Below are 16,893 nucleotides of genomic sequence, written 5' to 3'. Positions count from 1 at the left end.
TTGGCTGCCGCCGCGGTTGTCTCGTCCCCGGTCTCGCATCGGCTGACCGTCACGGCCCTGCTGCTGCTGACCTTCTCGACGGGGCTGGCCGATGCGATCAGTGTCCTGGTGCTCGGCCACGTGTTCGTGGCGAACATGACCGGCAACGTGATTTTCCTGGGTTTCTGGTTCGCCCCCGACGCCAACGTGGACCTGACCGCGGCCCTGGTTGCGTTCCCGTCCTTCGTCGCCGGGACCATTCTTGGGGGCAGGATGATGCGTTATTTCGGCGATCGGATCAGGACCTGGCTCACCACCGCGCTGGGCACCGAAGCGGCCCTGCTGGCGGCGTTGTCGATCGCCGCGGGCACCGGCGTCTGCGGCTACCACGACAACAGCAAGCTGTTTCTGATCGCCGGGTTGTCGATCGCCTACGGACTGCAGCATGCCACCGCCCGCCAGTTCGGCGTCCAGGAGCTCACCACCACGGTGCTGACGTCGACGATCGTCGGCCTCGGGGTGGACAGCCGGCTGGCCGGGGGCACCGGCAGTCGCGAAAAGCTCCGCTACAGCGTGGTTTTGACGATGTGCGCCGGGGCGGTGCTGGGTGCGACGCTGACGCGGTTGGTGGTCGCTCCGGTGCTCGCGCTGGCCGCAGGCATCACCGTGGTCAGCATGCTGATCTTCCGGTTCGGGCCTAGTTGAACGCGAGCCAGCTGGGCAGTGCCCGTTCGTGGGAGTCACACAGCACCTGACGGGTGTCGCAGGAGCCTTTGGGGCTCCCCGCACCGGCCCACATGCCGCCGGTGTCGCGGCGCAGCACGATCGCCGACGAGCCGCCACCGTCGAGCAACACCGCGGTGTCGCTGCCCAGGCCGCGGAACAGGTCCTGGATGTTGTCGGGGGTGTAGTTGCCACCCTCGAAGATGTACATCTCGTCCTTCTGCTTGTTGTAGGCCAGCGCAGTGCGCGCCGCACTGGGTCCACCGTCGTTGAGCTGGCCGGTGCTGCCGGGCGACAGCAGACCGATGCCGGCCACCGCCACGAACTTCGCGTTCTTGTTCAGCAGATCCTGGATCACTGGCGTGGCGAGGTCGTAGTCTTCTCTGCCCTTGGGCCGCAACACATATGGCGCTCCGCCGACCGGAATGATCATCGTCGTCAGCGACGTCCAGGACTCGTTGCCACCGGAGAGGCCCTGTTTACCCGGATAGGCGACGGTGCCGGTGACGGCCTGGTTGGCGCGGCCCTGCCCGTGGGTGTTGTCCACGAAGGCGCCCAGCGGCGAACTGCAGCCGGTGTCGCGCCACGACCCGCCCTTCTGGCCGCGCACGTCGAAGAAGTTCGCGTTGATCGCGACGGTCGGCTGTCCCATCCGGGCCCAGGCCTGCAGCGGGGCATAGGTCTCCGAGGCCTGCCAGAGGCCTTCACCGGTGCGCGCGCCGGGGTTGTTCTCGCACTTGGCCTGGTCGCCGGTGTGGCTGTCGACCAGCAGGTGCGGCTGCAGGCGCGACGACGCGCTCTTGATGATCACCAGATGCCCGCCGTTGTTCATCTCGTATGCGCGACCCGAGCCGTCGAGCAGTGGCATCGGGTGACCGCCGCCGAAGTTGTAGACCAGATAGGTTCCCTTGGTGGTGGCGATGGCCTGTTCCAGCAACTCGCGCGCATCGGCAGCGCGGGCCAGCGGTTGCCCGGCGGTGCTTGCGAGGCCGACGCACACCGCGAGGGTGGCGCAACTCGCCGTCAGCCTGCGCAACACGGCAGATGGCGTCAGCACGGGAAACCCTTTCGGCCCGGTTCGGGTGAACAGGAACCATCCCAGGATTAGTCACATCTGTCACACTGTCAACTTATGTCACAGGTGCGTGACGGTTCGGCCGCGCCGGAATTACGTTTGCTCGCTTGGGGTTTCGGCTTTCTCGTTCGGGTCGTCTTCGGTGGGGGGCGCGGCCTCGGCGTTGCGCGCCTTCTCGGTGCGCGCCTGGTGCTGTGCCTGATGTTCCGCGGCGATCGCGAGCTCGACCGCGCCCGGGATCCGGTGAAAACCCTTGCGGTCGTACAGGTGTGTGACGATGCCGCCCAGCAGCAGCCCGATCACCAGCCCGATGGCGGTCATCAGCAGCGCCTGGGACAGGCCGGTTTCCGGGTGGCCGTCGAGGTAGAGCAGCGAACGCACACCCAGAAAAACCTGGTGCATAGGTTCGAACTCGGCCAGCCAGCGGAACAACGGCGGCACGGCTTCCAGCGGCACCGTCGCCCCGGCCGAGGGCAGGCCCAGGATCACAAAGATCAGCATGCTGAACAACAGGCCCATCGAACCCAGCACGGCGATCAGCGAACTGGACGTGATGCCCACCGCGCAGATGGCGAACACGCCGTAGAGCCAGAGGTGCCAGACCGACGGGATGGGCATGCCGAGCTTGTGCGCGATGGCGATGTACACCCCCGACGTCAGCAACGCCAGCACCACCATCAGCATCCACTTGATCAGCAGGGTGCGGAACCGCGAGATGCGGACCTGTTCGGCGAAGCGGTAGACCGGGCCGAATTCGGCTGGCACGTAACCCAGCATCGAATCCACCAGGGTGCTGACCACGATGCTGCCGGTGAAACCGGCCAGCAACAGCAGCAGCGCATAGTAAAAGGCCGACAACCCGTTTCCGGTGCCATTGGGTAGCGGGTTGTACACGGCCGACTTGATCTCTATCGGACTCTGCACGGCGAGGATGGTCGCGCCGGCCAGCGGCGTACCCGCGGCCTGGGCCTGGACTTCGGCCGAAAGACGTTCGCCGATCTTGGCATTCGCCGTGGTCGCCACCTGGGTCAGCGCCTGACCGGCGATGCTCGACCCGAGGGTGCCGGCCCGCGGGTTGGTCGAGATTGTGATGGTCGCCCGTTGCCCGCGGCTGGGCGACAACGCACTCTCGCCGAGCTCATGCAGCGTCGACGAGAACGACACCGGGATGACCAGCTCGCCGTACACCTGGGCTCGGTCGAGCAACTGTCTGGCTTCGGCCTGAGTCACGACGCGGACGTCGAACTTGTCCTTGTCCGCGTTGGCCAGCAGACCGTCCACCACCTGTTTGCCATACGGCCCGGCGTCCTGGTTGACGACGGCGACCGGGAAATGCCGCAGGTTGGTGGTCGGATTCAGGATGCCGCCCAGATACAGCGCGGACAACGCGGACAGCAACGCCAACGTGATGACGATGGGCGCCGCCCAGAACCGCACCGTGCGAAGGGACTTGGTGTTCCGGTCGGGCTTGGGCAGCGCGTGCCGAGCCTGCTTCTGAGACATGGGGCTCCTGTCTGTCGTGCCCACTGTATCGGCTCGAACCGACCGTCAGCCGCCCAGTTTCGCGTGCATCTCCCACACCAGCACCTCGCAGTTCCGCAGCGCGGTCAACCGCCGGCCGCAGGTGTCGGTGAGCCGGGCGGCGTCACCGACCGCGAGTTCGCCGGCGTCCTCGAGTCGCACTTCGCCGCGTGTGACGAACGCGTGCAGATACGGTGCCGCGGGTAGCTCCACCGAGTCGCCGCTGCCCAGCCGCGCGACGTGCAGTGCGGCCGAGCGGTTGTGCAGTGTCAGGGCCCCGTCGTGTCCGGGGATGCCCGAGGCGATGGTGAGAAGACCGCCGCGGGACAGTTGGTCGTCGACATCGACCTGCTGGTGGCCGGGGGTGATGCCGGTCTGATCCGGCGCGATCCACATCTGGATGAAATGCACTGGCTTGAAAGAGGATTCGTTCTTCTCCGAATGGACAATGCCACTGCCGGCCGACATCCGTTGTGCCAGGCCGGGATAGATGACACCCTGGTTGCCGGCCGAATCCCGGTGAGTGAGTTCGCCGTCCAGTACCCAGGTGACGATCTCCATGTCCCGGTGTGGATGGCTGTCGAATCCGGTGGCCGGCTGCACGCGGTCGTCGTTGTTGACCAGCAGCAGTCCGTGGTGGGTGTTGTCGGGGTCGTAGTGATCGCCGAACGAGAAAGAATGCCGGGACTGCAGCCAATCTGTCCTGGTGACAGCGCGATCCACGGCTCGCCGGATGTCCACGGTGGCAGGCACGGGCGCTACCGTCGTGCGGTCGGCAGGGCTCGGGCGTGCGCGTCATCGAGCCCGGTCACGGTCGGGCGTCCTGATGGCCGGGGTACGTCGCGGCGGCCAGTTGCAGGATCTCGTCGCGATCGGCCGCCAGGATGAAACCGGACTGAATCGCCTCGTCCAGCGCGAGGGTGAACCCGGCCAGGTAATCCGGCGCGCCCCCCGGGTAGAGCCGGCGCAGGGTGTCCTCGTCGAATGGTTCGCCGGAACCGAAGATCGCCGACATGATGTTTGCGTCGTCGCTGACCCCCGACGTCCGGGCGATCGGAATGTCCACCCACGGGGTGCGCACGCCACCCGCGGCGATGCCATGGGCGTCCAGCACCGGCGCGGGCGGGTCGTCCTCATGCACCTCCAGCAATGGCGCGCTGGGCGGCGGCGCGCCGGTGCGCACCCAGTTGTGCAGTGCGGCAAGCGCAGCCTGCACCACGTAGTGGTGTTGCGGCCCGAAGTTGATGTAGTGGTCGAGCTGCTGGCCCATCAGGCTGCGGGTGGGGGTGTAGGCCGCCGCGAGGTCCTCGATGGACGCCGACCCGGAGTCGATGGCTGCGACCTGGATCGTGTAATTGTCGGCGTGCGCGGCGCCGGCGATCTCCCACACCCGCAGCAGCTCGTTGTCGGGTTGCCTGGCGAAGTAGTACCCCTGCGGCGTGGCGCCGAAGAGATCGGTTTCGGTGATGACCGTGACGAGCGGCACGCGCAGGTCCGGCCGGAACCTGACCGGCGTTGAGGGGGCGTTGAGCAGCTCGAAAATGGACCGGCTGTCCACCGGCGCGGCGGGGCCGAAGCGGGAGTGCACCAGAAAACCGTCGTACACCTCAGCCAGCGGATCCACGGCATTGATGTAGCTGGTCAAGAACATCGCGGACTGCGATTCACCGAGGGCGATGACGTGCTCGGCGGTCAGCCCGTCCAGGACGGCCGGGCCGGAGTCGGTGACCAGCCGGCCGGCCTGGGAGAAGATGTCGTAGGCGAACGCATCGCCGGGGTGCTCCAGGCTCGCATACCGTTGCGGGCTTTGACTTTTCAGCGACATATCCATGCCCAGCAGATTCATTCCGCCGTCGATGCCGACCTTCTGGACCGAGACCATGACGTAGGCGTAGCCCGCGCGGATCACCTCGCGGTGAGCCATCATCCAGACGGCCGGCGCATCGATGCCACCGCTGACATTGAGCCATTCGACCAGCACGGAGCCGTTGAACCTGGTGTGATCGGCAGGAGTCAGCACCACCATCCGGGTGATGTAATCCGCTGTCTGCGAAGGGATTACCGTCCACCGGCCGCCCGGGTCCAGCTCGCCTTCGGGGGTGTAGGACCGCGCGGTGCCGGAGATGAAGAACTCGTGCGCGACGTAGCCCACCTCGCCGATGTCGAAGGCGCCCAACAGCAGCAGCGGCTGACCTGGCACAGGTGTGGCGGTAGGCGAATCTGTCACAGCGACTCCGGCAGTCCGAATGTGGTGAACAACGACCCGTCCAGAAACGCGACGACATGCGACACACCGTCGCTGCGGATGTCCAGGACGTGCAGCTGGAACGGCACATGCCGCTCGCCCATCCGCAGGTACATCGCCGCCGCCGGCTGTCCGTTGGCCAGCAACGGGACCATTCGCATGTCACCCGGCAGCTCGGCGGGGCATTTCTGGTGAATGAGCGCGATGATGTCGCGCGCGCCCCGGTACCAGCCGGTGTAGGGCGGCATCTCCCAGATGGCCTCGGCGGTGAACACGTCGACCAGCTGGTCGATGTCGTAGGACTCGAACGCGGCGATGTAGCGGGCCAGCAGATCCTGGGCCTGGGCCGAGTCGGGGTCCGCGAGCCGGTCTTCCGTGCTGGGCCCGACAGCTTCCAACTGGGTGCGGGCCCGCTGCAGCAGACTGTTGACGGCGACGGTGGTGGTGCCGATGGCCTCGGCCACCTCGGCGGCCTTCCACTGCAACACATCCCGCAGCAGCAACACCGCCCGCTGCCGCGCCGACAGGTGCTGCAGGGCGGCCACGAACGCCAGCCGCACCGATTCGCGCCGGCCGACCACCTCCGCGGGATCGTGCGGGTCTGCCTGCGGCAGGGGCTCCAGCCAGGGCACCTCGGCCCGCTCGACGAGCTCCGCCGTCGGGTCCGAGCTGGAGGTACCCAGCCCGGTCGGCAGCGGCCGGCGCTGCTGACCCTCCAGGGCCGTCAGGCAGGTGTTGGTGGCGATGCGGTACAGCCAGGTGCGCACCGAGGATCTGCCCTCGAACCGGTCATAGGATTTCCAGGCCCGCAGCAGGGTCTCCTGCACCAGATCCTCGGCGTCGTGCAGGGAGCCGGTCATCCGGTAGCAGTGTGCGAGCAGTTCACGCCGATAAGGCTCGGCGTGGGCGGCGAAATCGGAGGCCGAAGCACCCTCGCCACCGGCCGTGTTTTCGGTGAGCACACTCACCCGGTCGAGACTACGCAGACGCTGTGACAACTCATAGGCAGGAGACGCCTTCCGTCGCCTAAGCTGCCCTCAATGACTACCACCCGCACGGAACGGACCTTCGACGGTGTCGGCGGAGTGCGCATCGTCTACGACGTGTGGTCGCCGGATGTCGCACCGCGCGCGGTAGTGGTCCTGGCCCACGGATTCGGCGAACACGCCCGCCGCTACGACCACGTCACGACGCGGTTGGGGGAGGCCGGGCTGGTCACCTACGCCCTGGACCATCGCGGCCACGGCCGTTCCGGCGGCAAACGGGTGCAGGTGAAGAACATCGCGGAGTACACCGCCGACCTGGACACCCTCGTCGGCATCGCCACCCGGGAATACCCGGGTCTCAAGCGCATCGTGCTGGGACACAGCATGGGCGGCGCGATCGTGTTCGCCTACGGCGTGGAACGTCCCGACAACTACGACCTGATGGTGCTCTCGGCCCCGGCGATAGCCGCGCAGGAGATGGTGCCCGCGGTGGTCGCGCTGGCCGCCAAGGTGCTGGGCGCGCTGGCCCCCGGCTTGCCGGTGCAGCCGCTGGACACCGACGCGATCTCGCGGGACCCCGAGGTGGTCAAGGCCTACTACGACGATCCCCTGGTGTACCACGGCAAGGTCCCGGCCGGGATCGGCCGCGCGTTGCTGGCGGTCGGCGAGACGATGTCCCAGCGGGCGCCGGCGGTGACGGCTCCGCTGCTGGTGCTGCATGGCACCGAGGACCGGCTGACCCCGATCCAGGGCAGCCGACAGGTCATCAGATGCGTGGGTTCCGGCGATGTCCAGCTCAAGGAGTACCCAGGGCTGTACCACGAGGTCTTCAACGAGCCCGAGCGGGATCAGGTGCTGGGCGACGTGGTGTCGTGGATCAACCTGCGGCTGTGAAGCGTGTCGGACCGCCGGATTAGTTTGGCCCCATGACCGACGACAAGATGCTGTCCCGTATCGCGGCACTGCTACGCCAGGCGGAGGGTACCGACAATACCCACGAAGCCGACGCGTTTCTGAGTGCCGCACAGCGGTTGGCGACGGCCGCGTCCATCGACCTGGCGGTGGCGCGTTCGCATTCCTCCAACCGATCCGCCGCGCAGATCCCCACCCAGCGCACCATTACCATCGGCAACGCGGGCACGCGCGGGTTGCGCACGTACGCACAGCTTTTCGTGCTGATCGCCGCGGCGAACGACGTGCGCTGCGACATCGCGTCCAACTCCACGTTCATCTACGCCTACGGGTTCGCCGAGGACATCGACGCCACCCACGCGTTGTACGCCAGCCTGGTGGTGCAGATGGTGCGCGCCTCGGATGCCTACCTGGCGTCCGGCGCGCACCGTCCCACGCCGACCATCACCGCCCGGCTCAACTTCCAGCTCGCGTTCGGGGCGCGGGTCGGTCAGCGGCTGGCCGAAGCGCGCGAGCAGGCCCGTCAGGAAGTGACCAGGGACCGCAGTCGCGCGCCGGGGACGGCGATCGCGTTGCGGGACAAAGAAGTCGAGCTGCGTGATCACTACCGGAGCGCATCGAGGGCGCGGGGCACCTGGCAGGCCAGCCGGGCCACGGCCGGGTACTCGTCGGCTGCCCGACGCGCGGGTGACCGGGCCGGTCGACGGGCCCGGCTGGGCAACAGTCCCGAGTTACCGGGCGCCCGGACCGCGCTGGGCCGGTGACGCGAGATACCCAGCGCGCCAAGGTCTATGGGGCCGAAGTCTTCGTCCGGGCGATGTTCGACCGCGCCCGGGAGCACGGGTTGCCGAGCGTGGAGTTCTTCGGTACGCAGCTGACGCTGCCGCCCGAGGCCCGGTTCGCGTCCGTCGAGTCGGTGCAGCGCTACGTCGACGACGTGTTGGCGCTGCCCGCCGTGCGGTTGCAGTGGCCGGCGGTGTCACCGCTGCGGGTCCGGGCGCGACGCGCGGCCAGCGCCGCGCACTACGAAAACCGCGGCGGCGCCGGCACTATCGCTGTTCCGGACCGGGTCAGCGCCGACTGGGCGATGCGTGAATTGGTGGTGCTGCACGAGGTGGCGCACCATCTGAGCCAGGTCGCCCCGGCACACGGGCCGGAGTTCGTGGCGACGATGTGCACGTTGACGGAGTTGGTGATGGGTCCCGAAGTAGGGCATGTGCTGCGGGTGGTGTACGCCAAAGAGGGAGTGCGATGAACGACCACGAAGCCGATGCGCGCGCACACGAAGTCGAAGCGCAGCTGACCGACGACGAGCGGTTCGCCCTGTTGGTGGGCGTCATGGGTGCCGGGGACATGTGGCCGCTGCGCGACGAGCGCATCCCGCCGGAGGTACCGATGAGCGCCGGATATGTGCCGGGCATCGCCCGCCTCGGCGTGCCGGCACTGCGGATGAGCGACGCCGGACTCGGGGTGACCAATCCCGGTTTCCGCCCGGGTGACACCGCCACCGCCCTGCCCGCCGGGCTGGCGCTGGCGGCCAGTTTCAACCCGGAGCTGGCCCGCGCCGCGGGATCGGTGATCGGCGCGGAGGCACGCGGCCGCGGACTGAACGTACAACTGGCCGGTGCGATGAACCTGGCCCGCGACCCGCGCAACGGCCGCAACTTCGAATACTTCTCCGAAGATCCGCTGCTGAGTGGGGTGCTGGCCGCCGAACAGATCCTCGGCATCCAGCAGCACGGTGTCATCAGCACGGTGAAGCATTTCGCGCTGAACTGCAACGAGACCAATCGGCACTGGCTCGACGCGGTCATCGACCCCGACGCACACCGCGAATCCGACCTGCTGGCTTTCCAGATTGCGATCGAGCGGGGCCGCCCCGGGGCGGTGATGGCTGCCTACAACAAGGTCAACGGCGCCTACTGCGCGGCCAACGCAGTCCTGCTCACCGAGATACTCAAAGGCGGGTGGGGATACCGCGGCTGGGTCATGTCGGACTGGGGCGGCACACCGGGTTGGGAGTGTGCGCTGGCCGGGCTCGACCAGGAATGCGGCGCGCAGATCGATGCGTTGCTCTGGCAGGCAGAGACCTTCGGCGAGCCGCTGCGCGCGGCGTACGCCGATGGACGGTTGCCCGCCGAGCGGCTGTCCGACATGGTGCGCCGCATCCTGCGGTCCATCTTCGCCGTCGGGGCGGACCGATGGGGGCCGGTGCCGGAGCCGGATATGCACGCGCACAACGCTATTGCGACCGAAGTCGCGCGTCAGGGCATCGTGCTGCTGCACAACCGGGGAGTCCTTCCGGTGACGTCCGCAGCCCGGATCGCGGTGATCGGCGGCCACGCTCAGCTCGGTGTGCCGGCCGGATACGGCTCCAGCACCGTGCTGCCGCCCGGCGGCTATGCGGGTGTAATCCCGATCGGGGGCGCCGGGCTGGAAGCCGGGATGCGCAATCTGTATCTACTGCCGTCGAGCCCGCTCGAGGAACTCAGAAAGCAATTCCCGCACGCCGAAATCTACTTCGACCCCGGCATCAACCCCGCCGAGGCGGTCCCGGTGGCCCGCCGGGCTGACGTCGCGATCGTGTTCGCAACCCGGGCCGAAGGGGAGGGATTCGACGGCGCGGACCTGTCGCTGCCGTGGGGCCAGGATGCGCTGATCGCCGCAGTCGCGGCGGTCAACCCGAACACGGTGGTGGTGCTCGAGACCGGCAACCCGGTGGCGATGCCGTGGCGCGCTGCGGTGAACGCAATCCTGCAGGCCTGGTATCCCGGGCAGCGGGGCGGTCAGGCCATCGCGGAAGTCCTTGCCGGACAGGTCAATCCGTCGGGACGGCTGCCGGTCACCTTTCCGGCGGATCTCGGCCAGACGCCGCGCCCGCAACTGCCCGAGGTCGCGGGGCTGGGGACGCCGAGCACGATCCACTACACCGAGGGCGCCGAGGTCGGTTACCGGTGGTTCGCGTCCACCGAGCAGGAACCGTTGTTCGCGTTCGGCCACGGGTTGTCCTACACCAGCTTCGAGTACCGCGATCTCGAGGCGTCCGGCGGCGAAACGGTGGCCGTCACCTGCACCGTGGTCAACACCGGCGAGCGGACCGGCACCGAAGTGCCGCAGCTGTATCTGACCGCAGCGCCCGACGGAAAGCGGTTGCGGCTGTTGGGTTTCGACAGGGTGGAACTGCTGCCCGGGGAGTCCCGCCGGGTACACATCCACGCCGAGCCGCGGCTGCTGGCCCGCTTCGAGGCGGGGAGCTGGCGGATCGCGGCGGGCCGGCACGCGGTGGCCGTCGGCGCGTCGGCGGTGGACCTGAGGCTGACCGGCGAGGTCGAGTTAACCGGCCGCACGTTCGGGTGCTGAGGGACGCCCCGAACGTACGACCCGCGGGCACCGGGGTGACTCAGCCGGTTCCGCCGTCCAATCCATCCAGTCCGGGGTCGCCGGCGGAGCCGTCGACACCACCAGGCGGGGTGCCGTGGCCACCGGCGCCACCGGTGCCGCCGGTTCCGCCGGTGCCTCCCGGCGCAGCCTCGCCGTCGCCACCGGCGCCGCCCGGACCGCCGTCGCCGCCGTCGCCGCCGTCGGCACCCTTCCCGCCGCCGGTGGGGACCCCGCCGCCTCCTCCGCCGCCGCCTTTGCCGCCGTGCCCGCCGTGTGCGCCGGCCTGGCCGGAAGTCGTTGCGTCGCCGCCATTTCCGCCCGTGCCGCCGATGCCACCGATACCGCCCGCACCCGCGTCACCGCCACCGGCTGCCGGCCCGCCGCCGCCACCGATACCGCCGTTACCGCCGGTTCCACCGGCCTGGCCCGGCAGGCCGGGTGCTCCGGAACCGCCCTGACCGCCTGCACCTCCCACGCCGCCGACCGCGCCGTCATAGCCGCTGCCGCCCACGCCACCGGTACCGCCGATGCCGCCGGTACCCGCTCCGCCGACCGCACCGGACTTACCGGTCCCCGACCCGGGTTGTCCGCCACCGCCACCGTCGCCGCCGAGTCCGCCCGTACCGCCGACGCCCGCCGGCAACGGCGAGGTGTTGTCCCCGTTGCCGCCGAGGCCGCCGTCGCCACCCTGGCCGCCCGTGCCGCCGAGGCCACCGTTGCCGTTGGTGCCACCCAGTCCGGCCGAGCCGCCGAGGCCGCCCTGTCCGCCCTGTCCGCCGATTCCGCCTTGGTATCCCTGCTGGTTGGGTCCGCCGACGGCGCCCTCGCCACCCTGGCCGCCCAATCCGCCCTCGCCACCGTTGCCGGCGGTGCCACCGGGGCCGGGAAGCCCGCCGGTGCCACCCATGCCGCCGTTGCCACCGGCATAGCCCGGTCGTCCGACACCTCCGTCGCCGTCACCGCCCCAGCCGCCTTGTCCGCCGTCGCCACCGTTCCCGGCGGTGCCGCCGGTCCCCGGGTTGCCGCCGTTGCCGCCGGTGCCCCCGGTGGCACCGGGCAGACCTGCCGCGTTGCTGCCGGCGCCGCCCCAGCCGCCCTCGCCACCGGCGCCCCCGTTGCCGCCTCTGCCGCCGGTCGCGGCGGCGCCACCTGTTCCCGGATCGCCGCCGTCGCCGCCATTGCCACCGGTGCCGCCGATCAGGCCGGGCTGGCCGGTGGTGCCGTCCCCGCCGCCGTCGCCGCCTTCCCCGCCCTCTCCACCGTCGCCGCCGGTGCCCGCGGTGCCGCCGGTGCCGCTGTTACCGCCGAGTCCGCCGTGACCGCCGTGTCCGCCCTCTGGTCCGGCCTGCCCGAGTGCGGCGTTGCCGCCGTTGCCGCCGTTGCCGCCGTCGCCGCCGGTGCCGGCGGCACCCCAGCTGTTGCGCGTTCCGTCCCCGTGGAGTCCGCCGGCGGCCGAGTCGCCGCCCTTGCCGCCGTTGCCACCGTCGCCGCCGGCACCGATTTCACCGCCGCCGCCGGATCCGCCGTATCCGCCGAAACCGCCATAGCCGCCATAGCCGCCGTAACGCTGGGAACCTGCCGTCGCGTCGCCACCGACAGCGCCTCCCCCTCCGGTGCCGCCGTCGCCACCGGCGGCGGCCTTGCCGACGGCGCCGTCACCGTGGCCGTCGGCACCGCCGACGCCGCCGTTACCGCCATTGCCGCCGTTGCCGCCGTTCTGGCCGCCGCTGCCGCTGTCGGCGGCACCACTGCCACCGACACCGCCGTTGCCCCCGCGGCCGCCCACGCCGCCGTCGCCATTGGTACCGCCGGCCGGACTGTTTCCGCCATTGCCGCCGTCGCCGGCGTGGCCGCCGTGGCCGCCCAGGTGCCCGGATCCCGCCAGGCCGGCCGCCCCTTGGCCACCGTTGCCCCCGGTACCGCCCCTACCGGCGGTACCACCAGTTCCGCCGCTGCCGCCGGTACCGGCGATGCCGCTGGTTCCGCCGGTGCCGCCGTCGCCGCCGCTGCCACCGTCACCAGCGCCGCTGCCGGTGTCGGCGGCGCCGTCCGCACCGTCGGCACCGACGCCTCCAACGCCGCCGTCACCGCCATCTCCGTTGCGACCACCGGCGCCGCTGTCGCCGCCGGATCCGCCCTGCCCACCTGGACCGCCCTTGCCGCCGTTGGGACTGCCGGTCGTTGTCGCGTGCGTGCCGGCTCCGCCTTCGCCACCGGTGCCACCCTTACCGCCGTCGCCGTAAGCGCCCGAGGATCCGCCGCTGCCGCCGGTCCCGGCGGCACCGCCGGCGCCGGCATTCCCGCCATCGCCGCCGACACCTCCGGCACTGCCGCCGAAGGCATCTGAGGAGTCAGGAGCCCCGAGACCGCCGATTCCACCAGTCCCGCCGTGGCCGCCGCGCCCGCCGCTGCCATTGGTGCCGAACGGGCCCGCATTGCCACCGGCTCCGGCATCGCCGCCGGTACCGGCTTGGCCGCCGTTGCCGCCGTCGGAATAGTTCGCGCTGCCGGTCACTCCCTTGCCGCCGGCGCCACCGTCGCCGCCCCGACCACCGTCGCCACCGGTACCCCCGGCGCCGAACAGGCCGGCGGTGCCACCGACTCCGCCGCGGCCGCCACTCCCACCGTCGCCGCCCTGCTGGCCACCCGGGCCGGTGGTCCCGGCCAGTCCGGCCCCACCTGTGCCCCCTGCGCCACCGTTGCCGAGCAGCCATCCGCCGCTGCCGCCTGCGCCGCCGGTCCCGCCCGCGCCACCCAGGCCGCCGGCACCGCCGTTGCCGATGAGTCCGGCGGCCCCGCCGGCTCCACCGGTCGCCCCGGCTTTGGTGCTGGTGCCGCCCCTGCCGCCGTTGCCGTACAGGATCCCGCCTGCGCCGCCGGCGGTGCCGACGCCGTCGACGGTGGCACCGTTGGCGCCGTTGCCGATCAGCGGCCGGCCGAGCAGAACGTTGCTGGGACCGTTCAGCAGCCCGAGCAGGCCGGTGTTCGCCGCCTCATTCGACAGGTAGCTGTCCGCGCCGGACAGCAGGTTGCCGACGAACTGGCTGTGGAACGCCGAGGCATCGGCGGCCAGCCTCTGGTAGTTGGCGGCGTGCTGGGAGAAAAGCTCAGCGACGGCGAGGGATATCTCGTCGGCGGCCGCGCTGCCCACCTGGGTCGTGACGGTGGCCGCAGCGGCGTTGCCAGCCGCGACACCGGTGCCGATTCGGCGTAGGTCGGCAGCCGCGGAGGCCACCACATCGGGCGATAAACGCAGAAACGACACGGCGATACCTCAGTGGTGTGTGGGCAAGCGGGAAGGTTGATCCGGCACGACGCCGGACACCGCGGGCGACATTAGTTGAAGTTTCTGATCGCCGACGGGTAATGAAGTTTATTTGAAAAACATAGGTGTACAACAACGCTGAGCGCAGCAACCAGAATGCACTTGTGAATGGGAATGCATCTGTGTATGCGATATCCGGAAAGCGGTACCGGCGTGCTGATCAGCATAAATCTACGTAAAAACCAGTTCATACCGAACTGTTCCGGACTACGCTCCCGAGGCGAAAATTCAATCGGTCTCAGGAAAGGCACACCGGCCCGATGACGCACGTAATTGCGGTACCAGAAACAATGATTTCCGCTTCGCAGCAACTCGCTGGAATCCAGTCATCGGTGACGCAAGCCAATTCAGCGGCCGCACGTTCCACTACAGCTGTCCTCAGCGCCGCCAGCGATGAAGTATCCCTGGCTATTGCCGAACTTTTCGGTAATTACGCCCGTGAGTATCAGGCGCTGAGTGGCCGAGCGGCGCAGTTCCATGCACAGTTCGTCCAGGCCACGGCCACCGCAGCCGGCGCCTATGTCGCCGCCGATGCCGCCAGTGCCTCCCCCTTGGTGCTTCTCGAGCACCTCGTTCTGGATGTCATCAACGCGCCGACCAATCTGCTGCTCGGGCGCCCGTTGATCGGCAACGGTGTCAACGGTGCCCCGGGAACCGGACAAGCGGGCGGAGCTGGCGGTCTGCTGTGGGGTAACGGTGGCGACGGCGGGTCCGGGGCACCCGGACAGACCGGCGGCCGGGGTGGCGACGCCGGCCTCATCGGACACGGGGGCGCCGGCGGTACCGGCGGAACCGGTGTCACAGGATCGATCGGCGCCCAGGGCGCAGTCGGCGGTAGCGGCGGTGCCGGCGGTACGGGCGGCGCCGGCGGCACCGGAGGTCTGCTCTGGGGCAATGGCGGCCCGGGCGGAGCCGGTGGCGTCGGCGGAACAGGCGGTACCGGAGGCACCGGCATCAATGGCATTGCTGGCGGCGGCCCGGGCGGCATCGGCGAGCAGGGCGGTCAGGGCGGTCAAGGTGGCATCGGTGGTAATGGCGCTGGGGGAGGCGCTGGCGGGCGAGCCCCGGGTCTGTTCGGTGGAACGCAGGGTGCCCATGGCGGGGGCGGTGCCGGCGGAGTTGGTGGCACTGGCGGAATGGGCGGTCAGGGCGGCGAAGGACTGGCCGACACCGGTTCCGGGGCCACCAACGGCGGTCAGGGTGGCACCGGCGGAACTGCCGGCATCGGCGGAGCCGGCGCTGACGGCGCAGCACCCGGGGCTATCGGCACCGGGGGCAAAGGCGGCACCGGCGGCACCGGGGGTGCGGGCATGCAAGGGATCGCGGGCGTCGGCCTCCTCGGCGAAGGTGGCAATGGCACGTCCGGCGCCCAGGGCGGCACCGGAGGTACCGGCGGCGCGGGCAACGGTGGCATCAACGGCAACGGCGGGACCGGCGGTACCGGCGGTGAAGGCGGCCAGGGTGGCAACGGGTCCGCAAAGGACGGCGACGGTGGCAACGGCGGCACCGGAGGTGCCGGAGGCACGCCGGGCACCGGCGGTACCGGTGGCAGCACGGGCCCCGGCGGCACCGGAGGACGAGGCGGCGACGGCAGCGACGGCGGCGACGGGGGAGCCGGAGGTACCGCCACCACCGCGGGCGACGACAACGTGTTCGGTGGGACCGGCGGCGCCGGCGGCACCGGAACTGCCGACGACACCGGTGTCGGCGGACGCGGCGGTGACGGTGGCGTTGCGACAAGCACCGGCAACGGAACCGCCCACGGAGGCGCCGGTGGTTCCGGCGGCGAGGGACCGTGGGGCGGCACCGGAGGGAACGGCGGTGCGGCGGTGAGCGGCGGCACGGCGAACGCGATCTCCGGGAACGGCGGCACAGGCGGTACCGGGACCACTCATCTCGGCGGCACCGGCGGTGGCGGTGGTTTCGCGACGCTGAACAATGGTCCGGGAAACGTCACCGGTGGTCAGGGTGGTGACGGCGGTGCCGGCGCGGCCGGCGGCGGCGATGGAGGAGGCGGGGGCACGGCCATCGCCGGCGGCACCGGGAATGCCACCGGGGGCGCCGGCGGGGCCGGTGCCGACGGTGGGACCGCCGTGGCCGGTGGCAACGGCGGCCGCGGCGGGAACGCCTACTCCGTCGGCGGGCAAGCTTCGGTCGCCGGCGCCGGCGGGCAGGGCGGCACCGGCACCACCGGCGGAAAGGGCGGTGATGGTGGAATCACGCGTGGCAACGTCACCGACATACTGACCGCCGGCACCGGAGGTGCGGGCGGCAATGGCACCGCCGGCGCGGGTGGCGCGGGCGGGAACGGCGGTGCGGCGGTGAACTCCGGCACCTCGTTGACGGACGCGGTCGGCGGCGCCGGCGGGGCCGGCGGCGCAGCGACCGGTGGTCACGCCGGAATCGGGGGACGCGGTGGTGACGCGAGTGTCACTGAGCCAGGTTCCGCAGCGGATGCTGTTGGGGGGCGCGGCGGGGCGGGCGGCGCGGGCATCGCCGGCGACGGCGGAAACGGCGGTCGGGGCGGCGACGGAACCAACGCGGGAACCGGCAATAGTCTGGGCGGTCGCGGCGGGGACGGCGGCAACGCAGCCAGCCCACTCACCGACGGGGGCGACGGCGGAGACGGCGGAAACGCGGTGGGTGGTGCGCATGCTCAAGGAGGTCTCGGCGGAGCCGCCGGGGCCGGCGGTCCCGGCGGTCAGCCCGGTGCCCCCGGCACCAATGGCTCTCCGTAACGGGCCGG

At 70.5% G+C, this 16,893-nt stretch carries 11 protein-coding genes and 1 pseudogene; 6 read left to right on the top strand and 6 right to left on the bottom strand.

Annotation, left to right across the window (positions count from 1 at the left end; genetic code table 11):
• The gene (locus AC5Y6Y_RS14095; RefSeq protein WP_473138888.1) at window positions 1-684 is read left to right on the top strand and encodes a YoaK family protein; all 684 of its coding nucleotides are present in this window, start codon (window positions 1-3) and stop codon (window positions 682-684) included.
• On the opposite strand, the pseudogene AC5Y6Y_RS14090 reads toward AC5Y6Y_RS14095, so the two are convergent.
• The 5 genes and pseudogenes from AC5Y6Y_RS14090 to AC5Y6Y_RS14070 form a co-directional block, all read right to left on the bottom strand.
• Window positions 677-1,799: pseudogene (locus tag AC5Y6Y_RS14090) on the bottom strand (phosphodiester glycosidase family protein). The gene AC5Y6Y_RS14095 and the pseudogene AC5Y6Y_RS14090 sit on opposite strands and share 8 nt — an antisense overlap.
• 71 nt (window positions 1,800-1,870) lie before the next feature.
• Complete coding sequence (locus tag AC5Y6Y_RS14085) at window positions 1,871-3,280, bottom strand: YhgE/Pip domain-containing protein (RefSeq protein WP_473138889.1); 1,410 nt, start codon at window positions 3,278-3,280, stop codon at window positions 1,871-1,873.
• Between the two features lie 45 nt (window positions 3,281-3,325).
• The gene (locus AC5Y6Y_RS14080) at window positions 3,326-4,051 is read right to left on the bottom strand and encodes a pirin family protein (protein WP_473138890.1); all 726 of its coding nucleotides are present in this window, start codon (window positions 4,049-4,051) and stop codon (window positions 3,326-3,328) included.
• 55 nt (window positions 4,052-4,106) lie between these two features.
• Window positions 4,107-5,525, bottom strand: coding sequence for an alpha/beta hydrolase domain-containing protein (locus tag AC5Y6Y_RS14075; protein WP_473138891.1), 1,419 nt, complete (start codon window positions 5,523-5,525; stop codon window positions 4,107-4,109).
• Window positions 5,522-6,511, bottom strand: coding sequence for a sigma-70 family RNA polymerase sigma factor (locus tag AC5Y6Y_RS14070; RefSeq protein ID WP_473138892.1), 990 nt, complete (start codon window positions 6,509-6,511; stop codon window positions 5,522-5,524). Before AC5Y6Y_RS14070 ends, AC5Y6Y_RS14075 begins: the two co-directional genes overlap by 4 nt.
• Before the next feature lie 72 nt (window positions 6,512-6,583).
• On the opposite strand from AC5Y6Y_RS14070, the gene AC5Y6Y_RS14065 reads away from it, so the two are divergent.
• Genes AC5Y6Y_RS14065 through AC5Y6Y_RS14050 form a run of 4 tightly spaced genes read left to right on the top strand, consistent with a single transcriptional unit; the run spans window position 6,584 to window position 10,801 of the window.
• Window positions 6,584-7,423 carry an alpha/beta hydrolase gene (locus AC5Y6Y_RS14065; protein ID WP_473138893.1) on the top strand — a complete coding sequence of 280 codons (840 nt, stop codon included), beginning with the start codon at window positions 6,584-6,586 and terminating at the stop codon, window positions 7,421-7,423.
• A gap of 32 nt (window positions 7,424-7,455) precedes the next feature.
• Window positions 7,456-8,205, top strand: a complete 750-nt coding sequence (locus AC5Y6Y_RS14060) for a DUF2786 domain-containing protein (protein ID WP_463827967.1) — start codon at window positions 7,456-7,458, stop codon at window positions 8,203-8,205.
• On the top strand, window positions 8,202-8,696 hold the full coding sequence (locus AC5Y6Y_RS14055) for a TIGR04338 family metallohydrolase (RefSeq protein ID WP_473138894.1): 495 nt from the start codon (window positions 8,202-8,204) through the stop codon (window positions 8,694-8,696). Before AC5Y6Y_RS14060 ends, AC5Y6Y_RS14055 begins: the two co-directional genes overlap by 4 nt.
• Entirely contained in the window at window positions 8,693-10,801 is a 2,109-nt protein-coding gene (locus tag AC5Y6Y_RS14050; RefSeq protein WP_473138895.1) for a glycoside hydrolase family 3 protein, read from the top strand. Before AC5Y6Y_RS14055 ends, AC5Y6Y_RS14050 begins: the two co-directional genes overlap by 4 nt.
• Window positions 10,802-10,841: 40 nt before the next feature.
• Here the strand turns inward: AC5Y6Y_RS14050 and AC5Y6Y_RS14045 are convergent, their stop codons facing one another.
• A complete protein-coding gene (locus AC5Y6Y_RS14045) occupies window positions 10,842-14,087 on the bottom strand; it encodes a PE family protein (protein WP_473138896.1) in 3,246 nt (1,081 codons plus the stop codon).
• A gap of 320 nt (window positions 14,088-14,407) precedes the next feature.
• On the opposite strand from AC5Y6Y_RS14045, the gene AC5Y6Y_RS14040 reads away from it, so the two are divergent.
• Complete coding sequence (locus AC5Y6Y_RS14040; RefSeq protein ID WP_473138897.1) at window positions 14,408-16,885, top strand: PE family protein; 2,478 nt, start codon at window positions 14,408-14,410, stop codon at window positions 16,883-16,885.
• Window positions 16,886-16,893: the final 8 nt, after the last annotated feature.

It is taken from the genome of Mycobacterium sp. NGS24, from assembly GCF_059813065.1.
The sequence above is the reverse complement of the archived record's forward strand: the minus strand, read 5'-3'. Positions and strand labels throughout refer to the sequence as shown.

What these genes read in the sequence shown, in the direction of transcription:
- AC5Y6Y_RS14085 (WP_473138889.1), bottom strand. Translation starts at nt 3,280, where the DNA reads ATGTCTCAGAAGCAGGCTCGGCACGCGCTGCCCAAGCCCGACCGGAAC.
- AC5Y6Y_RS14065 (WP_473138893.1), top strand. Translation starts at nt 6,584, where the DNA reads ATGACTACCACCCGCACGGAACGGACCTTCGACGGTGTCGGCGGAGTG.
- AC5Y6Y_RS14060 (WP_463827967.1), top strand. Translation starts at nt 7,456, where the DNA reads ATGACCGACGACAAGATGCTGTCCCGTATCGCGGCACTGCTACGCCAG.
- AC5Y6Y_RS14050 (WP_473138895.1), top strand. Translation starts at nt 8,693, where the DNA reads ATGAACGACCACGAAGCCGATGCGCGCGCACACGAAGTCGAAGCGCAG.
- AC5Y6Y_RS14040 (WP_473138897.1), top strand. Translation starts at nt 14,408, where the DNA reads ATGACGCACGTAATTGCGGTACCAGAAACAATGATTTCCGCTTCGCAG.